12 protein-coding genes are annotated in these 15971 nt (G+C 60.3%); 9 read left to right on the plus strand and 3 right to left on the minus strand.

The genetic code is table 11. From position 1 onward, the window contains the following. Nucleotides 1-73 precede the first annotated feature (73 nt). Nucleotides 74-1357: an arsenic transporter gene (locus AB4N85_RS05620; RefSeq protein ID WP_095179577.1), complete on the plus strand. Its 1284-nt coding sequence runs from the start codon at nucleotides 74-76 to the stop codon at nucleotides 1355-1357. A gap of 110 nt (nucleotides 1358-1467) precedes the next feature. Here AB4N85_RS05620 and AB4N85_RS05625 read toward each other — a convergent pair whose 3' ends face one another. Next, nucleotides 1468-2418, minus strand: coding sequence for a DUF1853 family protein (locus AB4N85_RS05625; protein WP_252869206.1), 951 nt, complete (start codon nucleotides 2416-2418; stop codon nucleotides 1468-1470). Nucleotides 2419-2532: 114 nt separating this feature from the next. On the opposite strand from AB4N85_RS05625, the gene AB4N85_RS05630 reads away from it, so the two are divergent. From AB4N85_RS05630 to pepN, 6 genes are read left to right on the plus strand one after another with little or no spacing between them, the layout of a single operon-like run. Continuing rightward, entirely contained in the window at nucleotides 2533-3423 is an 891-nt protein-coding gene (locus AB4N85_RS05630) for an NAD(+) kinase (RefSeq protein ID WP_041480619.1), read from the plus strand. Continuing rightward, a complete protein-coding gene (locus AB4N85_RS05635) occupies nucleotides 3423-4394 on the plus strand; it encodes a metallophosphoesterase (RefSeq protein ID WP_095179579.1) in 972 nt (323 codons plus the stop codon). The genes AB4N85_RS05630 and AB4N85_RS05635 overlap by 1 nt, the downstream gene beginning before the upstream one ends. Then, entirely contained in the window at nucleotides 4391-5260 is an 870-nt protein-coding gene (locus AB4N85_RS05640; RefSeq protein WP_423661599.1) for a rhomboid family intramembrane serine protease, read from the plus strand. Before AB4N85_RS05635 ends, AB4N85_RS05640 begins: the two co-directional genes overlap by 4 nt. A gap of 34 nt (nucleotides 5261-5294) precedes the next feature. Further along, nucleotides 5295-5555, plus strand: a complete 261-nt coding sequence (locus AB4N85_RS05645) for a YeaC family protein (RefSeq protein ID WP_252869208.1) — start codon at nucleotides 5295-5297, stop codon at nucleotides 5553-5555. Then, nucleotides 5552-6382 carry a DUF2797 domain-containing protein gene (locus AB4N85_RS05650; RefSeq protein WP_252869209.1) on the plus strand — a complete coding sequence of 277 codons (831 nt, stop codon included), beginning with the start codon at nucleotides 5552-5554 and terminating at the stop codon, nucleotides 6380-6382. The genes AB4N85_RS05645 and AB4N85_RS05650 overlap by 4 nt, the downstream gene beginning before the upstream one ends. A gap of 10 nt (nucleotides 6383-6392) precedes the next feature. Beyond that, nucleotides 6393-9050 carry an aminopeptidase N gene (gene pepN / locus AB4N85_RS05655; RefSeq protein ID WP_252869210.1) on the plus strand — a complete coding sequence of 886 codons (2658 nt, stop codon included), beginning with the start codon at nucleotides 6393-6395 and terminating at the stop codon, nucleotides 9048-9050. 185 nt (nucleotides 9051-9235) lie between these two features. On the opposite strand, the gene katG is transcribed toward pepN, so the two are convergent. Then, nucleotides 9236-11512, minus strand: coding sequence for a catalase/peroxidase HPI (gene katG, locus AB4N85_RS05660; protein ID WP_252869211.1), 2277 nt, complete (start codon nucleotides 11510-11512; stop codon nucleotides 9236-9238). A 260-nt stretch (nucleotides 11513-11772) separates the two neighbouring features. On the opposite strand from katG, the gene AB4N85_RS05665 reads away from it, so the two are divergent. Beyond that, nucleotides 11773-12201, plus strand: a complete 429-nt coding sequence (locus AB4N85_RS05665; protein WP_095179584.1) for a hypothetical protein — start codon at nucleotides 11773-11775, stop codon at nucleotides 12199-12201. A gap of 9 nt (nucleotides 12202-12210) precedes the next feature. Here the strand turns inward: AB4N85_RS05665 and AB4N85_RS05670 are convergent, their stop codons facing one another. After that, nucleotides 12211-14421 carry an LTA synthase family protein gene (locus tag AB4N85_RS05670; protein WP_252869212.1) on the minus strand — a complete coding sequence of 737 codons (2211 nt, stop codon included), beginning with the start codon at nucleotides 14419-14421 and terminating at the stop codon, nucleotides 12211-12213. 328 nt (nucleotides 14422-14749) lie between these two features. Here AB4N85_RS05670 and AB4N85_RS05675 point away from each other — a divergent pair, with 328 nt between their 5' ends. After that, nucleotides 14750-15766, plus strand: a complete 1017-nt coding sequence (locus AB4N85_RS05675) for an ABC transporter substrate-binding protein (RefSeq protein ID WP_095179586.1) — start codon at nucleotides 14750-14752, stop codon at nucleotides 15764-15766. Nucleotides 15767-15971: the final 205 nt, after the last annotated feature.

Consider the following 15971-nt stretch of genomic DNA (forward strand, 5'->3'; position numbering starts at 1 on the left):
CCGCTTTCGCGAGCAGACTCGCTCCCACATTTGTTCGATTTCCACCCGTTTCGCTATTTGAAGGCTTCTGCGAATGCTCGCTGCGTCACTGATTTTCCTGCTGACCATCACCCTCGTCATCTGGCAACCCAAAGGTCTCGGCGTCGGCTGGAGTGCAACGTTGGGCGCCGTGCTGGCGTTGATTTTTGGCGTCGTTCACCTCACGGACATCCCGCTGGTCTGGCAGATCATCTGGAATGCGACCGGCACCTTCGTCGCGCTGATCATCATCAGCCTGTTGCTCGACGAGGCTGGTTTTTTCAACTGGGCGGCGCTGCACGTGGCGCGTTGGGGGCGGGGCAGTGGGCGCAAATTGTTTGCCTTCATGGTGCTGCTCGGCGCGCTGGTCTCTGCGCTGTTCGCTAATGACGGCGCGGCGCTGATACTCACACCGATTGTGATTTCGATGCTGCTGGCGCTGCGCTTCTCACCGGCGGCGACGCTGGCCTTCGTCATGGGCGCCGGGTTCATTGCCGACACGGCGAGCCTGCCGCTGGTGGTATCGAACCTGGTCAACATCGTTTCGGCGGACTTCTTCCACATCGGCTTCAACCGCTATGCAGCGGTGATGGTGCCGGTGAACTTCGTCAGCGTGGCGGCGACGTTGGGCATGTTGCTGTGGTTTTTTCGCCGCGACATCCCGGCCGCTTACGATCCGGAACAGCTGGAAAACCCGCACACCGCGATCCACGACAAAGCGACGTTCTACGCCGGTTGGGCGGTGTTGGTGATCCTGTTGATCGGCTGCTTTGCCCTCGAACCGCTGGGCATTCCGATCAGCGCAATTTCGGCGGTGTGCGCCGCGCTGCTGCTGGGTATTGCCGCGCGCGGCCACAAAATCTCCACGCGCAAAGTGATGAAAGAAGCGCCGTGGCAAATCGTGATTTTCTCGTTGGGCATGTACCTGGTGGTGTACGGCCTGCGCAATGCCGGACTCACCGGTTACCTCGCCGGGTGGCTGGATGTATTCGCCGGCCACGGCGTGTGGGGCGCGGCGATGGGCACCGGGGTGCTGACGGCGCTGCTGTCGTCGATCATGAACAATCTGCCAACGGTACTGATCGGCTTGCTGTCGATCGACGCCAGTCAGGCCAGCGGCGTGATCAAAGAAGCGATGATCTACGCCAACGTGATCGGCAGCGACCTGGGGCCGAAGATCACTCCGATCGGCAGTCTGGCAACGTTGTTGTGGCTGCATGTGCTGGAGCGCAAAGGCATCCATATTGGCTGGGGCTATTACTTCCGTGTCGGGATTGTGTTGACCGTGCCGGTGTTGCTGGTGACGTTGGCGGCACTGGCGGTGCGGCTTTCGCTGTAGACCGGGGTGGGCCCAATCGCTGGCAAGCCAGCTCCCACAGATTTGTATTCATCGCGAAACCTGTGGGAGCTGGCTTGCCAGCGAAGGGACCAGTTCAGGCACTACAAATCTCAGGTTTGGCCGGGGACATTCGGCCAAAGATCCGCCACCAGAAACAACCGCTCCGCCTCTTCCCATTCGCCCTGGGCATTCTCGGTCAGGCGTACCATCAACTGCGCCGGGGCCAGTGCTGGCAGGTCTTCCAGCCACAAACGCAGGTGCTCATCTGTCCAGACCTGATCCGCCGGGTAATGCGCCGGCGCCAGCCACGCATGGCGGGGCAGGGGTTGCCAGCGGCCCGGCGGGCGCTGTGCGACAAACGCCGGCCAGTCCTTCTGATGCAGCCAGCTGCCACGCAGATGTTGTGGATGCGCGCCGTTCGGTGAGTCGGCGTGCCCGGGCCACGGATATAGCAGATAACCGCCCAGCCACAACTGCGCGCTGAAGGTTTCGATATCCAGCGCCGCGAGCACCTCGCGGCTTTCCGGGCGCGCCGAGATCGGCAATTGATGCTCGGCCAGATGTGCCAGTTTGCGATCCAGCCGGTCATGACAACCCGGCCCCAGCCACTGCGCGGGATCGCGGCCATCGCCATCCTGCGGGCCAAGGTAGAGCTTGATCGCCAGTTCCAGATGATGCACGCCGTCGCGGTCACGCAGCAGCATGTCGAGTTCGCCGAGGGTGTGCCCGGCGCGGCGAATCGGCAGGTTGGCGGCGATCAGTTCGATGCCCGGCGCATGCGAGACGGCGAACTGCCAAAGACGCTCGTAATACAGACCCAGACGCCGGGTGCGCGCCTGCGACAGCCATTGCAGCAGGCCGTAACTGTCGCGGTCGAGCTGATGCAGCCAATGTTCGAGGCGCTGCGGGTCGTGCACCCATTCGCTGCCGGCAAGCGGATGGCGCTGGGGCCACGGCGTGGCAGCGAGCATCGGCGGCGCGAGGATCACCCACGCCAGGTCCCGCACTTCGGGATGGCGTAATCGATGGGGCAATTGCAACAAGTCGGGGAACAGGATCATCTTGCGAGCATAGCCTTAAACCTGAGTGCACCCTTGAGGCTGAAAGGATTTTGTCTATCTGGCGCTTTCGCCCATAATCGGGTTTTCGCGTTTTCGATTGTCCGCAGAGGTCCCATGGAGCAATTTCGTAATATCGGCATCATCGGTCGCCTGGGCAGTTCCCAGGTGCTGGATACCGTCCGCCGACTGAAACGCTTTCTGCTCGACCGTCACCTGCATGTGATCCTCGAAGACACCATCGCTGAAGTCCTGCCCGGCCATGGCCTGCAAACCTCGTCGCGCAAGATGCTCGGCGAAGTTTGTGACATGGTCATCGTCGTCGGCGGCGACGGCAGCCTGCTCGGCGCCGCGCGGGCGCTGGCCAGGCACAATATTCCGGTGCTGGGCATCAACCGCGGGAGCCTTGGCTTCCTCACCGACATTCGCCCCGACGAGCTGGAAATCAAGGTCGCCGAAGTGCTCGACGGCCACTATCTGGTAGAAAACCGTTTCCTGCTGCAAGCCGAAGTGCGTCGCCATGGCGAGGCCATCGGCCAGGGCGATGCGCTCAACGATGTGGTGCTGCACCCGGGCAAATCGACGCGGATGATCGAATTCGAGCTGTATATCGACGGCCAGTTCGTCTGCAGCCAGAAGGCCGACGGCCTGATCGTCGCCACGCCCACCGGCTCCACCGCCTACGCGTTGTCCGCCGGCGGGCCGATCATGCATCCCAAGCTCGACGCTATTGTGATTGTGCCGATGTACCCCCATACCTTGTCGGGACGGCCGATCGTGGTCGATGGCAACAGTGAGCTGAAAATCGTCGTGTCCAAAGATATGCAGATCTACCCGCAGGTGTCCTGCGACGGCCAGAACCACTTCACCTGCGCACCGGGCGACACCATTACCGTGAGCAAGAAAGCGCAGAAGCTGCGCCTGATTCATCCGCTCGATCACAATTACTACGAGGTGTGCCGCACCAAGCTTGGCTGGGGCAGCAAGCTGGGGGGCGGAGGCGACTGATGCTCGATCCCGCGCGCAGTTACGACCTGATCGGTGACGTGCACGGATGCGCCATGACCCTCGAACACTTGCTGGACCGTCTCGGTTATCACAAGCAGGGCGGGGTCTGGCGGCATCCTTCACGCATGGCGGTGTTCGTCGGCGACATCATCGACCGTGGCCCGCGCATTCGCGAGGCGCTGCACATCGTCCACGACATGGTCGAGGCGGGGCAGGCGCTGTGCATCATGGGCAACCACGAATTCAACGCGCTCGGCTGGGTCACCCCGGCGCCACCGGGCAGCGGCAAGCAGTTCGTGCGCGAACACACCAAGCGCCATGCGCGGCTGTTGCAGGAAACCCTGAGCCAATTCGAGGACCATCCCGGCGACTGGCATGACTTCCAGCAGTGGTTCTACGAGTTGCCGCTGTTCGTCGATGCCGGGCGGTTTCGCGTCGTCCACGCCTGCTGGGATGCCGGGCTGATCGAGCCGCTGCGGGCGCTGTTCCCCAATGGCTGCGTCGATGAGCATTTCCTCCAGGCCTCGGCGGTGCCCGGCAGCTTCGCCTGCACTGTGTTCGACCGCTTGCTGCGCGGCACCGACATGCGCCTGCCCGGTGGCCTGACTATGACCAGCGGCGACGGTCTGGTGCGTTCGTTCTTCCGCACCAAGTTCTGGGAAGACGACCCGAAAACCTATGGCGACATCGTGTTCCAGCCCGATGCACTGCCCGAACCTGTCGCGCAGACGCCGCTGACGTCCACTGAAAAGAATTCCCTGCTGCGCTACGGCGTCGACGAGCCGTTGCTGTTCGTCGGCCACTACTGGCGCAGCGGCAAACCGGCGCCGATCCGCCCGAACCTCGCGTGCCTGGATTACAGCGCCGTGCTCTACGGCAAACTGGTGGCCTATCGTCTGGATCAGGAAACGCGCCTGGATCCGCAAAAATTTGTCTGGGTCGATGTCGAGCGGCCGGAGGTGCTGCAATGAGTGCGGTAGCGGTATTGCGCCTGCCGTTGGCGGTGGATTTGAGCGGTTTCGTCAAACTGCTGCAACGCATGCAAGTGCCGCATCGGGTCAGCGAAGAGGCGGGCGAACAGGTGCTGTGGGCACCAGAAGAAATCAGCGAGGACGTGCGTTCCTTGTACGAGCGCTTCCCGGCCGGCGACCCGGATCAGCAACTGGACTTACCCATGGGCCAGACCTTCAAGCGCCCGAGCTTCGCCGAGCAGCTGAAACACGCCAAAGCCACCGGGTTGATTCTGCTGTTGAGCCTGATCGTCGGTGGTCTGACCTTCCTCGGCGAAAACCTAGAGACCTTACGCTGGCTGACCTTCCTCGATTTCCGCGTGATCGGTGAGTACATCCACTTCACGCCGCTGGCCGATAGCCTCGCGGCGGGGCAGTGGTGGCGGCTGGTGACGCCGATGCTGATCCACTTCGGCATCCTCCATCTGGCCATGAACGGTATGTGGTACTGGGAGCTGGGGCGGCGCATCGAGTCGCGCCAGGGCAGCATCAACCTGATCGGCCTGACGCTGCTGTTCAGTCTGGTGTCCAACTACGCCCAGTTCGTCTGGAGCGGCCCGAGCCTGTTTGGTGGGCTGTCCGGCGTGCTTTACGGCTTGCTCGGGCATTGCTGGATCTTCCAGTTGCTGGCGCCGAACCCGGCCTATCGTCTGCCGCGCGGCGTGCTGGTGATGATGCTGGTGTGGCTGGTGGTGTGCATGTCCGGGCTGATCTCGCTGATCGGTTTCGGCCAGATCGCCAACGCCGCGCACCTGAGCGGGTTACTCATCGGATGCTTTACCGGTTTGTTGGGCGGTTTGTATAACCGCCGTAAACTGGCCGTCTAACATTTTTGTTTCAGCAAAGAGCACGGAGACCCTGATGTCCTCTTTCAACGACATGATCAACAACATCACCCCGGACATCTACGAAAGCCTGAAACTGGCCGTGGAAATCGGCAAATGGTCCGACGGCAACAAACTCACTGTCGAACAGCGCGAGCTGTCGTTGCAGGCGATGATTGCCTGGGAAATCCAGAACCTGCCTGAAGACCAGCGCACCGGTTACATGGGCCCGCAAGAATGTGCGTCGAAGTCGATCGAAGTGCCGAACATCCTGTTCAAATCGGATGCCATCCATTGATCGAGATTGGCCGCGGTGCAATCAGCAAAATGTCGGCGCGTCTGGACGGGTCGAACGTGCAGTACGCGTTTCGTCTGGATGACGTCGAGGTGCCGGTCAATCCGTTGATCGGCAGCACGCTGCGTCTGGAATTTTTGGGGGCGATCCACTGCACCCATTGCGGGCGCAAAACCAAAACCAGTTTCAGTCAGGGCTATTGCTACCCGTGCATGACCAAACTGGCGCAGTGCGACCTGTGCATCATGAGCCCGGAACGCTGCCACTTCGACGCCGGCACCTGCCGCGATCCGGAGTGGGGCCAGCAGTTCTGCATGACCGATCATGTGGTTTATCTGGCCAACTCGTCGGGGATCAAGGTTGGCATCACCCGTGCTACGCAGTTGCCGACCCGTTGGCTCGACCAGGGTGCGAGTCAAGCCTTGCCAATCATGCGTGTATCGACACGCCAGCAATCGGGGTTTGTCGAGGACCTGTTCCGCAGCCAGGTGGCGGACAAGACCAACTGGCGCGCGCTGCTCAAAGGTGATGCGGCGGCGGTGGATCTGGCGCAGGTGCGCGATCAGTTGTTCGAAAGCTGCGCCGAAGGCCTGCAAGGGTTGCAGGAGCGATTCGGCCTACAGGCGATTCAGACGATTGCCGATGTCGAACCGCTGGAAATCCGCTATCCCGTCGAGCAATACCCGGCGAAAATCGTCAGCTTCAACCTGGACAAGAACCCGATTGCCGAAGGCACGCTGCTGGGGATCAAGGGCCAGTACCTGATCTTCGACACCGGCGTGATCAACATTCGTAAATACACGGCGTACCAGCTCGCCGTGCATCAATAAGGATTCCAGCATGCGCACCGAACAACCGAAGATGATTTACCTCAAGGACTATCAGGCGCCCGAGTACCTGATCGACGAAACGCACCTGACCTTCGAGTTGTTCGAGGACCACAGCCTGGTTCACGCGCAACTGGTGATGCGCCGCAACCCGGAGCGCGGCGCCGGCCTGCCGCCGCTGGTGCTCGACGGCCAGCAACTGGAGCTGCTGTCGGTAACGCTGGCGGATCAGGAGCTGAGCGCCGCTGACTATCAAGTTTCCGACAGCCACCTGACCCTGCAACCGACCAGTGAAACGTTCACCCTCGACACCAGCGTGCGCATCCATCCGGAAACCAATACCGCGCTGGAAGGCCTGTACAAGTCCGGCACGATGTTCTGCACCCAGTGCGAGGCCGAAGGCTTCCGCAAGATCACCTATTACCTCGACCGCCCGGACGTGATGAGCAAGTTCACCACCACCGTCGTGGCCGAACAGCACAGCTACCCGGTGTTGCTCTCCAACGGTAACCCGATCGCTTCCGGCCCCGGCGAAGACGGCCGGCACTGGGCGACCTGGGAAGATCCGTTCAAGAAACCGGCGTACCTGTTTGCGCTGGTCGCCGGTGATCTGTGGTGCGTCGAAGACACTTTCACAACCATGAGCCAGCGCAACGTCGCGCTGCGCATTTACGTCGAGCCGGAAAACATCGACAAGTGCCAGCACGCGATGAACAGCCTGAAGAAATCCATGCGCTGGGACGAAGAGGTGTACGGTCGCGAGTACGATCTGGACATCTTCATGATCGTCGCCGTCAACGATTTCAACATGGGCGCGATGGAGAACAAGGGCCTCAACATTTTCAACTCCAGCGCCGTGCTGGCCCGCGCCGAAACCGCGACCGACGCCGCGCACCAGCGGGTCGAGGCGATCGTCGCCCATGAATACTTCCACAACTGGTCGGGCAACCGCGTGACCTGCCGCGACTGGTTCCAGTTGTCGCTCAAGGAAGGCTTCACGGTGTTCCGCGATGCCGGTTTCTCCTCGGACATGAACTCGGCGACGGTCAAGCGCATTCAGGACGTGGCCTATCTGCGTACTCACCAGTTCGCCGAAGATGCCGGGCCGATGGCCCACGCCGTGCGTCCGGACAGCTTCATCGAGATTTCCAACTTCTACACCCTGACCGTGTACGAAAAGGGTTCGGAAGTGGTCGGCATGATCCACACCCTGCTGGGCGCCGACGGCTTCCGCAAGGGCAGCGATCTGTACTTCGAGCGCCACGACGGTCAGGCCGTGACCTGCGACGACTTCGTCAAGGCCATGGAAGATGCCAATGGCGTTGATCTCAGTCAGTTCAAACGCTGGTACAGCCAGGCCGGCACACCGCGTCTGGCCGTCAGCGAGTCCTACGACGCTGCGGCGAAAACCTACAGCCTGACCTTCCGCCAGAGCTGCCCGCCGACCCCGGACAAGGTAGAAAAACTGCCGTTCGTGATTCCGGTCGAGCTCGGCCTGCTCGACAGCCAGGGCAATGAAATCGCTCTGCGTCTGGCTGGTGAAGCTTCGGCACAAGGCACCACTCGGGTGATCTCGGTGACCGACGCCGAGCAGACCTTCACCTTCGTCGACATCAACGAACAGCCGCTGCCATCGCTGCTGCGCGGCTTCTCGGCACCGGTGAAACTGAGCTTCCCGTACAACCGCGATCAACTGATGTTCCTGATGCAGCACGACAGCGACGGCTTCAATCGCTGGGATGCCGGTCAGCAACTGTCGGTGCAAGTGCTTCAAGAGTTGATCGGCCAGCATCAGAAAGGCGCGAGCCTGAAGCTCGATCCGCGTCTGGTGTCGGCACTGCGCACGGTGCTGTCCGACGAGTCGCTGGATCAGGCGATGGTTGCCGAAATGCTCTCGCTGCCGGGTGAGGCCTATCTCACCGAGATCAGCGAAGTGGCTGACGTCGAGGCGATTCACGTCGCTCGCGAGTTCGCCCGCAAGCAACTCGCCGAAGGCTTGTTCGAAGCGCTGTGGCTGCGTTATCAGGCCAACCGCGATCTGTCGAAAAAGACTCCGTACGTGGCCGAGGCCGAGCACTTCGCCCGTCGCGCCTTGCAGAACATCGCCCTGTCGTACCTGATGCTCAGCGGCAAGCCGGAAGTGCTGGCAGCGGCGCTGGAGCAATTCGAGACCGCCGACAACATGACCGAGCGCCTGACCGCGCTGGCGGTGCTGGTCAACTCGCCGTTCGAAGAGCAGAAGGCCCTGGCACTGGCCAGCTTCGCCGAGCACTTCAAGGACAATCCGCTGGTCATGGATCAGTGGTTCAGCGTGCAGGCCGGTAGCACCTTGCCGGGCGGTTTGGCGCGCGTTAAGGCGTTGATGCAGCACCCAGCGTTCAACATCAAGAACCCGAACAAGGTGCGGGCACTGATCGGCGCGTTCGCCGGGCAGAACCTGATCAACTTCCACGCGGCGGACGGTTCCGGTTATCGCTTCCTTGCCGATCTGGTGATCGAACTGAACGGCTTCAACCCACAGATCGCCTCACGTCAATTGGCACCGCTGACCCGCTGGCGCAAATACGACAGCGCGCGTCAGGCACTGATGAAGGCCGAGCTGGAGCGGATTCTGGCGTCCGGGGCGCTGTCCAGCGATGTGTATGAAGTGGTGAGCAAAAGCCTGGCGTAACGCCGATTAAATGTTGGGGCCTTTAATTGATCGTTCCCATGCTCTGCGTGGGAATGCCTCTCTCCACGCTCTGCATCGGCTTTGGGACGCAGAGCGTCCCTTGCTGCATTCCTTTGCTGCGCGTGGGAACGATCAACAAAAAAATGCCGCTCAACGAGCGGCATTTTTATTGGCACAACAAACAGCTATTTACGCAGATCAAACCGATCCAGATTCATCACCTTCGTCCAGGCCTTGACGAAATCGTTGACGAACTGCGCCTTCGCGTCGGAACTGGCATAGACCTCGGCCAATGCGCGCAATTGCGCATTGGAGCCGAACACCAGATCCACCCGCGTCGCCGTCCACTTTGGCGCCCCGGTCTTGCGGTCACGGCCTTCAAACTCATCGGCATCCCGTGACGTTGGGGTCCACTCCACACCCATGTCCAGCAGGTGGGTGAAGAAGTCATTGCTCAGCGTTTCGGTTTTATCGGTGAACACGCCATGCCGCGTCTGGCCGACATTGGTGTTCAATACCCGCAAACCACCCAGCAGCACGGTCATTTCTGGTGCCGTGAGAGTCAGCAACTGCGCCTTGTCGATCAGCAGGGTTTCTGCCGCAACCGTGTATTTGCCTTTGCTGTAATTGCGGAAACCATCGGCGATCGGTTCGAGGAAGCCGAACGATTCGACATCGGTCTGCTCCTGCGAAGCATCGACGCGGCCTGGCGAGAACGGCACCGATACTGAATGCCCGGCGTTCTGCGCGGCTTTTTCCACTCCGGCATTACCGGCCAGGACGATCAGGTCCGCCAGCGAGATTTTCTTGCCACCGGCGGCGCCGTTGTTGAACTCGCTCTGAATGCTTTCCAGCGTGCTCAGCACTTTGTCCAGTTGTTCGGGCTGGTTGGCCTGCCAGAACTTCTGCGGGGCCAGACGCAAGCGCCCGCCATTGGCGCCGCCGCGTTTGTCCGAGCCGCGAAACGTCGACGCCGCCGCCCACGCGGTCGAGACCAGTTGCGACACCGACAGTCCTGAATTCAGCACCTTGTTTTTCAGCGCCGCAGCGTCGCTGTCATCGATCAGCGGGTGCGTCACGTCGGGCAGCGGGTCTTGCCAGAGCAGCTCCTCTTGCGGCATTTCCGGGCCGAGGTAGCGAGAGAGCGGCCCCATGTCCCGATGGATCAGCTTGTACCAGGCGCGGGCAAATGCGTCGGCGAGCTGATCGGGATTGGCCAGGAAACGCCGCGAGATCTGCTCATAAGCAGGATCGAAGCGCAGCGCCAGGTCAGAGGTGAGCATGGTCGGCGAGAGCTTCTTGTTCGGATCGTGAGCGTGGGGAACGGTGCCTGCACCGGCGCCGTTTTTCGGTTGCCACTGATGGGCGCCCGCCGGGCTTTTGGTCAGCTCCCACTCGAAGCCGAACAGGTTTTCCAGATAGTTGTTGCTCCACTGTGTGGGCGTGGTGGTCCAGGTTACCTCCAGACCACTGGTGATGGTGTCGGCGCCTTTACCGGTGCCGAAGGCGTTTTTCCAGCCCAGACCCTGTTGCTCAAGGCCAGCCGCTTCCGGTTCGGGACCGACATTGTCGGCAGGGCCGGCGCCGTGGGTCTTGCCGAACGCGTGACCGCCAGCGATCAGCGCCACGGTTTCTTCGTCGTTCATGGCCATGCGGCCGAAGGTTTCGCGAATGTCCTTGGCCGAAGCCACCGGATCCGGGTTGCCTTCCGGGCCTTCAGGGTTGACGTAGATCAGGCCCATCTGCACGGCGGCGAGGGGATTTTCCAGATTGCGTTCGCCCTGATCGGTGCGGCTTTCTTCACGGCCATGCAAATCGGGCTCAGCCACCAGCGTGCCGTCACCGGGCTCTTGCACTGGGCCATTACTCTTGCCGTAACGGTTGTCGCCGCCCAGCCACTCGGTTTCCGAACCCCAGTACACGTCTTCATCCGGTTCCCAGACATCGGCGCGGCCCCCGGAAAAACCGAAGGTCTTGAAGCCCATGGATTCAAGGGCGACGTTGCCGGTGAGCACGATCAGGTCGGCCCAGGAAATGTTGCGGCCGTATTTCTGCTTGATCGGCCACAGCAGACGGCGGGCCTTGTCGAGGCTGACGTTGTCCGGCCAGCTGTTGAGCGGGGCGAAGCGTTGCTGACCGGAGCCGGCGCCGCCACGGCCGTCGGCGGTGCGATAGGTCCCGGCGCTGTGCCAGGCCATGCGCACGAACAGTGGGCCGTAATGGCCGAAATCGGCTGGCCACCAGTCCTGAGAATCAGTCATCAGTGCTTTGATGTCTTGTTTCAGCGCCTGGAAGTCGAGGCTTTTGAAGGCTTTGGCGTAGTCGAAGTCCTGGCCCAGCGGATCGGACTTGGGGGAATGCTGGCTGAGGATTTTCAGATTGAGTTGATTCGGCCACCAGTCACGGTTCGTCGTACCGCCGCCGGCGGCGTGGTTGAACGGGCATTTCGATTCGTTTGCCATGTTCGGATCCCTATCAGGTCTGCGGCCGGCTCGTGCCGACTTCGGACTGGTAAGGCTAGACCCGAGTTGGCAAGTCGGCTAATAGCCGCAGTCTTGGCAGGCGATAGGCAGGCTCTTTTGCTACCTCGATATCGTGATGCAAAAGCGGCGTTATTTCGAAGCGATCTTAAAAACTGTCAGCTTTGACAGTGGTTGATACCACGCAATCACAATATGTTGGAGTCAACGCAACGTCACCTTTACCTCAAGGGAATATCGACATGTCTCAGGACGAAACAAGTGACCTTCTGAACAAACGAAATGCTACCGGTAGCTTTGTCGCGTTTCTCGATGACGTTAAATTTCTGGAGAGCAAGTTATGTGTTTATGCAGAGACCGAGACGGAATTTATCATCATCGGAACTGACGATTTTATACACACGGTCGAGTTGTCTGTGCCGAATGCGTTGGAGGGAGATGGTCCTCACACAGTGACTTTTCCAACCATGGGACGGTATTGGAAGGTTATGATCAATCATTTTGACCAACCCATTATTGAGGGTGAACTCATCGTCACCTTTGCCAATTTTCGCAAAAACGTAGCAGGCACTTTTGCTCTGGATCTGGGAAAAGCCAGGAAAGTGACAGGCAAATTCGATCTTACACTCGATACCCCGAAGCAAAGTGACAGGCGAGTGCAGCCTTTATAAATAAAGACGTCAACTCGATTGCGCGGTGTCGTCCTCGGGCACGTCATCAAGAATGTCATCCTGCCCAGGCAGTTCAGTGATCACGCTGAAGTCCGATACTTCAACCGCGCCATTGCCGTAGCCCAGCAAATGAAACGAGAAGGCTTTGCGCGGCTGCGGGTTTTCAAAGCTGAAATCCATCTCCAGCGGCTGATCCGCCGTGGCGACCATTTCTGCTGGCAGGCCCAGTTGCACGTCCTGTTCAAATTCCTTGGCCTTGAGCTGAATGTACGCCGCCTGCTGCGGATCGACCGAGCGCACGGTCAGGCGCACGCGGGTGTGCGAGCCTTTGGGCATTTCCAGGTATTGCGCGCCGATCAGGTTGTCGGCCCAGTCATCCTTTATCTGCGCTTGCAGAGGGATGATGTTGTTGCTGCCGAACTGGTAGCGATGATTGAGCGGTGTGCGCAGCAAGGACAGGTCCAGCGCATCGGCGCGCGCGGCGATTTGCCGGGCCGGGTGGCCGCTGTAGGTGCCTTTGTATGTGGCACTTTCGGCGATGAAGCCGGTGCTTTGGTAATAGCGGCAGCGGCGCGGCAGATCGCACTCGGAGAAGATGCCCTGACCGTTGTGGTAGCGCAGTTTGCCGTTGGTGAACGACATGATTTCTCGCCCCGAATCGTAGTCGCGAAACAGCGACCGCCCGCTCAGCGCAGTCGGCACCGGCAGGTCGAAATAGTCGAGGATCGAGGTGCTCAGATCGACGTGACCATAAACCCCGGCATTCAGGCGCGGCAGTTGCGCCTGCTCCGGTGCCAGCGTCAGGTTGAAACCCCACGAGGAGGCCAGCCGCACGCCGTCGATGCCATGGGATTCATCCGAGGTGATCACCACCAGTGTGTCCTTGAGAACGCCCTGGCGCTCCAGCCCTGAAAGAAACTGATCCAGCGCATCGTCGAGATAACCGACGGCAGCCTGCTTGGGCGTCTCATAACGCTGCAGATAATCCTCCGGTGCGGAGTAGGGCTGATGGGTGCCGACCGTCAGCAGAGTCAACATCCACGGCTGCTTTTGCTTTTTCAACTGGCCGACGTAATCCAGCGCGCCTTCAAAAAACGCCTTGTCATCCTTGCCCCACGGGAACTCCAGATAGTTGCTGTTGCTGAACCATTCCAGGCCGTGGGTCGCATCGAAACCGATGTGCGGCATGATCTTGTCTTTGGCCATGAAGCGCAGGCCGGCGCCCTGCAAATAATGAGTGCTGAAGCCGTGTTCGCGCAGCTGCGCCGGCAGGCAGGCCTGATTGCGTTCGTTGAGGGTGAGCATTTCCACGCCTTTGGGCGTGCCGTTGTTGAGCTTGTCGTAGTCACCGCACAGCATGGCGTACAGACCGCGAATGGTCTGATGGGTGTGCAGCACGTAATCCGGTGTGTTCATGCCGCGCTCGGCCCAGCGGCTGAGGTTGGGCATCAGGTCTTCCTGATAGTGACTGTCGATCGCCTCGCGGTTGGCGCGGATGTAGGCGCCGGGAATGCCTTCCAAAGCGATGATCAATACGTTGCGCGCCTGCCCCGGCGCGGCCAGCAGCTTCTGGCCATTGAGATCGACGTCGGTGAGCCCGGCCATCGCAGGTGTCGGTTCTTCAATGTCGCCGTCCAGCCATTCCTCGGCCTGGATCTGCAGGTCGGCGACTTCACTGGCGAGCAATTGATGCGGCAGGTTGTACAGGCGCCAGGCGTCGCCGTCATTCGGCCACAGGTTTTGCGCGCCCCAGTGCGCGGCGAACAAAACGATCGGCGCTGCCCAGGCCGCGCGCGGCAATGCCGGCCGAGCCAGACCGCGCCCCATAAATTGGGCCACCAGCCAGAAAACCAAAGTACCCAGCAAAGCAATGGCCAGGGCAGGGTGCGCAAGTCCGCCGCCAGTGGAATTCTCGACGAACTGCGGGTCGATCAGGTAGTGAATATCCGAAGGCGTCGGCAGGCGGCCGACGGCGCTGACCAATTCTGCCGTGGCGATCGCCAGCAGCGCCCAAAACACCAGCACCGGCAAGGCCAGCCACCACGTACGGCGATGCAGCGATACCAGCAGCAGACTACCCACGGCCAGATCCGACAAAAAGCCCAGCGGTGACGACCAGCCCAACGCTGCACGCAGGCACACCGGTACGATCAATACCAAAACGATTAGAGAAAGAAGGCGGGCATTCGGCCGCCGCAGCCAGTTGAAAAGAGCGCTCACAAAAAAGGCCTGCTTGTCATCAAAGGGTCAAAAAAGTGTGGGTGATGATATCAAGGGCAGGAAGGCTGATCGGCTTTTTAAAACCTGCGGCCGGCGATCCCCGAAACGGCGCGTGCCCATAGCGGGCGTGGGTTGTGGGGCGCAGTGCCATTTTTCCCGAGGGCAGTTTTTTGTTTCAGACTGTTGTAGGTTCATCCACTGCTCCTGAATTCCGGCAGCAGACGTCAAATCGCTCAGTGCTATCGATATGCGATAAGGATATTTAATTTCTATTTTTTATAGCTATAAAGTCAGGCCTTTCAGCCCACCCCCATGCTGCGAGGTTGTCATGGCCACACCGTTCAAACGTTCTGCGCTGACTCTGTTGGCCGCTACTCTGGCAGCGGGTGCGCTGTTCAGTAGCGGCGCCCAAGCCGAGGGCAGGATCAGCATCGCCCAGCAATTCGGCATTGGTTACCTGATTCTCGATGTCGTACGCGATCAACAGCTGATCGAGAGACACGGTAAGGCTCAGGGTCTGGACATCAAGGTCGACTGGAACAGCATTTCCGGCGCCACGGCGATGAACGAGGCGCTGCTGACCGGAGCGCTGGATGTGGTCTCGGCCGGCGTGCCGCCGATGCTCACAGTGTGGGACCGCACCAAGGGCAAGCAGAACGTCAAAGCCATCGCCGCGCTGGGCTCGATGCCCAATTACCTGCTGACCAACAACCCGAACATCAAAACCCTCAAGGACTTCAGCGACAAGGACCGTATCGCCGTGCCGGCCGCAGGCGTAGGTTTTCAGTCGCGCACCCTGCAAATTGAAACCGCGAAAGAATTCGGCGACGACCAGTTCAAGAAATTCGACAACATTTCGGTCAGCCTGCCGCACCCTGACGCCACCGCCGCGCTGATCGCCGGCGGCTCGGAAATCAATTCGCATTTCTCCAGCCCACCGTTTCAGTACCAGGCTCTGCAAAACCCCAACGTGCACAAAGTGCTGAGTTCCTACGACATCCTCGGCGGCCCGGCGACGTTCAACGTGCTCTACACCACGGAAAAATTCCACGACGAAAACCCGAAAACCTACAAGGCGTTCTACGACGCACTGGCCGAAGCCGAGCAGATCATCAAAGCCGACAAGCCCGCCGCTGCCCAAGCCTACATCCGCGTCGAACAATCGAAACTGCCGCTGGCTCTGGTCGAGCAAATCGTCAAAGACCCGGAAATCGACTTCACCGTCGTACCGCAACGCACGTTCATCTATGCCGAGAAACTGCAGGAACTGGGCGTGTTGAAGAACAAAGCGGCGAGCTGGAAGGATTACTTCTTTGAAGAAGCGCATGGTGGTGCGGGGAGTTGAGGGATTGGGCATCACCCAGAATTAATGTGGGAGCGAGCCTGCTCGCGAAAGCGGAGTTTCAGCCACAGATGATTTGACTGACCTGACGCCTTCGCGAGCAGGCTCGCTCCCACAGGTTTAGCGGCGTAAGCCTTCTTCCGGCCAATAAAAAACGGGGCGGCCCGATCATCGATCAGGCCGCCCCGTTTATGTGTCGGGCGAACAG

Source organism: Pseudomonas sp. H1_G08, from assembly GCF_054681355.1.

Bases quoted from the DNA above. Each gene is read 5' to 3' on its own strand.
- AB4N85_RS05620 (WP_095179577.1), top strand. From the start codon at position 74: ATGCTCGCTGCGTCACTGATTTTCCTGCTGACCATCACCCTCGTCATC.
- AB4N85_RS05625 (WP_252869206.1), bottom strand. From the start codon at position 2,418: ATGATCCTGTTCCCCGACTTGTTGCAATTGCCCCATCGATTACGCCAT.
- AB4N85_RS05630 (WP_041480619.1), top strand. From the start codon at position 2,533: ATGGAGCAATTTCGTAATATCGGCATCATCGGTCGCCTGGGCAGTTCC.
- AB4N85_RS05635 (WP_095179579.1), top strand. From the start codon at position 3,423: ATGCTCGATCCCGCGCGCAGTTACGACCTGATCGGTGACGTGCACGGA.
- AB4N85_RS05640 (WP_423661599.1), top strand. From the start codon at position 4,391: ATGAGTGCGGTAGCGGTATTGCGCCTGCCGTTGGCGGTGGATTTGAGC.
- AB4N85_RS05645 (WP_252869208.1), top strand. From the start codon at position 5,295: ATGTCCTCTTTCAACGACATGATCAACAACATCACCCCGGACATCTAC.
- pepN (WP_252869210.1), top strand. From the start codon at position 6,393: ATGCGCACCGAACAACCGAAGATGATTTACCTCAAGGACTATCAGGCG.
- katG (WP_252869211.1), bottom strand. From the start codon at position 11,512: ATGGCAAACGAATCGAAATGCCCGTTCAACCACGCCGCCGGCGGCGGT.
- AB4N85_RS05665 (WP_095179584.1), top strand. From the start codon at position 11,773: ATGTCTCAGGACGAAACAAGTGACCTTCTGAACAAACGAAATGCTACC.
- AB4N85_RS05675 (WP_095179586.1), top strand. From the start codon at position 14,750: ATGGCCACACCGTTCAAACGTTCTGCGCTGACTCTGTTGGCCGCTACT.